Source organism: Cellulomonas persica, assembly GCF_007989825.1.
Lineage (GTDB): Bacteria > Actinomycetota > Actinomycetes > Actinomycetales > Cellulomonadaceae > Cellulomonas > Cellulomonas persica.
Genome location: NZ_BJUA01000036.1, coordinates 1 through 3,100, shown reverse-complemented (window position 1 = coordinate 3,100; position 3,100 = coordinate 1). Strand labels below are relative to the sequence as shown.

The following is a 3,100-nucleotide window of genomic DNA, read 5'->3' as shown; positions in this document are numbered from 1 at the left end:
CCGCTCGAGGCGACTGGCTGGGCCTCACCCGACGATCTCCCCGCCGACGAACGGGCGGCTCTCAGCGCTTCGAGCGGGATCCGATCGCGCGCCAGACGAGCGTGACGATGATCGCGCCGACGATCGAGCCGATGATGCCGCTGGGTCGCAGCTCGAGACCGTCGCCGGCGATCAGGCTCGCGAGCAGCCCGCCGACGAACGACCCGACGAGCCCGGCCACGATCGCCATCGACCAGTCGATGCCGCGCGATCCCTTGCCGAGGATGAGCTGGGCGGCTGCACCGACCAGCATGCCGAACAGGATGAGGCCGATGATGAGCATGGGCCGAGGCTAGAGCATCCGGGCATTTGGGGCGTCTGGTACGGGCGCGACACGCGTTCGGGTCGACTCGCAGGGGCGTGGTCCGTCAGCCGACCAACTTCGACCGCAGCTCGATCACCTCGAACTCGACTCCCGCGTGCACGGTGACCGCATTGCCGTCTGCGTCGCGCCAGAGCAGCAGGGGGTCTGTGTCGACCCGATACTTCGCAGTCCAGGTCGTGGTGAGGGAGATCTGAGCGGTACCCAGCTGGCTGTACTTGTGCGTGAGGTCGAACGCCGGATACGGCCGGCCGGGATCGGTCGTCGTCAGCGTCTCCCCGTCGCCAAAGGTCCACGAGTACTCCCGCGGACTGACGATGACGTCGACGTCGTACGCGTCGAGAAGAGCGACACTGAACTCACGGTCAGCGGGCTCGGTGAAGACGATGACTGGTTTGGTGACCAGCATCGGCCCATCCGATGGCTGGTGGTTCACCTCGAGCGGCGCGATCTCCAGCCGGCGGAGATCATCTTCCGTAAATGGCGGGATCAGGTCCTCGGGACACGCCCAGTCCGACCGCTCGGTACATCACGTCCCCTGGGTGTCGACTGCAACACCGTCGACGGCCCAGCTGTCGTCCGCCCAGATCAGGCCGACCTGCAGCTTCGCTTCCTGCGCGGTGTCGTACTGCTCCACCACGTTCCCGTGCGTATCGACGACCTCCGATGGATGCTCCCTGACGCGAACGACCGCGAGGTAGTTGCCACCACTGTTGTCGAATCCCCGGACGTCGATGACCTCGATCCGACCTCCGACACGGTGCCGACCGGCCGCCTGCTCCTCCCGGACGGCATCGCTGACGTCGGCGCACCAGTCACAGTCATCCGTTGCAAGACCGTCCAGGTCCTGGCGGTCGCCTGTGGCGAAGACATAGGGCAACAGGGACACGTAGAACCGACCGACCTCGGCCGCAGTCTCCTCCGAGGGCGGCCCGTCGAGCCCGGCGGGACGTCTCGGCGGGATCGTCGCGTCGAACTCGTCGGCATCAGGCGTCGGCGTAACAGCTGGGGTCGGCGACGTCTCGGGCGAGGCGCTCGGTGTGGCTGCGGCGGTCGTCGCCGGGTTGGCCGACGGCGTGCCGCTGTCGCAGCCGGCGACGACCACGAGAGCACCGGCGAACGTGACCGCCGCGGCGGCCTTCGAGAGACACACGGCGCCGAACCTCCCAGAACGGACATGGCACATCACCGGTCGTCTCAACTCTGTGGACAACCGGGGCGCCCACTGCGCCCAGAGGAGCCCGGCGTCCCACTCGTCTCCCTCAAGCCCTCGTCGCTCCTCCGATGAGACAGGTACACCGGCGCCACACAGCACGTCCCACGACACGCACGCCTGATCGGGCACCCCTCCTGAACAACGCGCGGCCCGTCAGCCGACGAGCCTCGACCGTAGTTCGATCACCTCGAACGGCACTCCTTGATGGATGGTCGTCACGGAGCCGTCCGCGTCGAGCCATCGTCCCAGCGGGTCTTCATCCACTCGGTACCTGGCGGTCCAGGTCGTCGTGAGCGTGACTCGCGCGTCACCAGTCTCGCTGTACTCGTGGGCGATATCGAAGCTGGGATACGGGCGACCCGGCTCGGTGGTCGTGGTCGTGTACCCGTCTCCGAAGTCCCATGCGTACTCGCGCGGAGTGACGATCACGTCGACGCCGAAGGCGTCGAACAGCACCACGCGATACTCCCGCTCGATGGGTTCCGTGTAGACGATCACCGGTTTGGTGATCAGCATCGGCCCCGAAGCGGGCTGTTGACTGACCTCGAGCGGCGCGATCTGCAGTGCCTCAAGGTCCTCCTGGCTGAAGGTGGGCAGCAGGTCCTCAGGACACGTCCAGGGTGCCCGCAGCTGCCAGCCCAGGCCCGGCGAGGTGAGACTCTGGCGCCACAGCGGCGCGAATGGTGCCCCTGCCTCGCACCTCAGCGAGAGAGGGGGAAGCGCGGGATCGGCTTGGGGACATGGCTGCTCTGACGCGGACGGGAGCTGGCAGACCGGGGTGCGCTTGAACGTGAACTTGCGCTTGCCCGGAGGCTTCGCTTCCTCTGCCAACCGCTCGCGCTCAGCCTGGAATCCGGACACGACGACTGTGTCGTCTTCTCCGCCCACGTCGTAGATGGGCGCCGGCTCCGACGCCGGCACGGCGACGGAGAGCGCCACGACAGTGGCGAAGACTGCGGCCGAGACCATCACAGCTTGTTCGCGTACTTCACGTCGACGCCATCGACGACCCAGCTGGTCCCGTTCCAGGTCAGGAGCATCTCGAGCTGGACATCCTGCTTGTAGTCGACCTCTCCGTCGACCGAGCCGTCAGGCGCGATCACACGCGACTCGTTCTCGCGGATCGTGACCAGCGCGGCGTACTGCTCCCCCTTGTGGTGGTACGCCTGGACGTCCAGCACGTCGACCCGCCCTCCCTCGCGGCGCTTGCCAGCGGCCGCTTCTTCCTCGACCTGCTTGGCGATGGCGGCGCAGAACTTGCATGAGTCAGCACTCATCGCCTTCCATGCCTCCACGTCACCTGTCGCGAAGGCGTACGGGGCGAGCTCGTGGAAGTAGCTCGCGGCCTGTCCGGCCGCTTCCTCGGATGGCGGGCCGTCGAGACCCGCGGGAGGTTCCGGCGCCACTGTGGCGTCGAACTCGTCGACGCCATCCGTCGGTGTGACGGTCGGAGTGGGCGAGCCTTCGTGCGATGGGGTCGCCGTGGCCGCGGCGGTCGTCGTCGCGTTGGCCGACGGGGTGCT

General features: G+C 67.5%; 5 protein-coding genes. All 5 read right to left on the bottom strand.

Going from position 1 to position 3,100, the window contains the following annotated elements:
• Positions 1-61: 61 nt before the first annotated feature.
• Complete coding sequence (locus CPE01_RS16180; protein ID WP_146807835.1) at positions 62-322, bottom strand: GlsB/YeaQ/YmgE family stress response membrane protein; 261 nt, start codon at positions 320-322, stop codon at positions 62-64.
• A gap of 85 nt (positions 323-407) precedes the next feature.
• Positions 408-770: a PKD domain-containing protein gene (locus CPE01_RS16175; RefSeq protein ID WP_146807834.1), complete on the bottom strand. Its 363-nt coding sequence runs from the start codon at positions 768-770 to the stop codon at positions 408-410.
• Positions 771-890: 120 nt separating this feature from the next.
• Entirely contained in the window at positions 891-1,514 is a 624-nt protein-coding gene (locus CPE01_RS16170) for a DUF6318 family protein (protein WP_146807833.1), read from the bottom strand.
• Between the two features lie 216 nt (positions 1,515-1,730).
• Positions 1,731-2,546: a PKD domain-containing protein gene (locus CPE01_RS16165; RefSeq protein ID WP_146807832.1), complete on the bottom strand. Its 816-nt coding sequence runs from the start codon at positions 2,544-2,546 to the stop codon at positions 1,731-1,733.
• The coding region (locus CPE01_RS16570) for a DUF6318 family protein (protein ID WP_222592958.1) at positions 2,546-3,100 on the bottom strand (555 nt) is incomplete at its 5' end. The genes CPE01_RS16570 and CPE01_RS16165, both read right to left, overlap by 1 nt.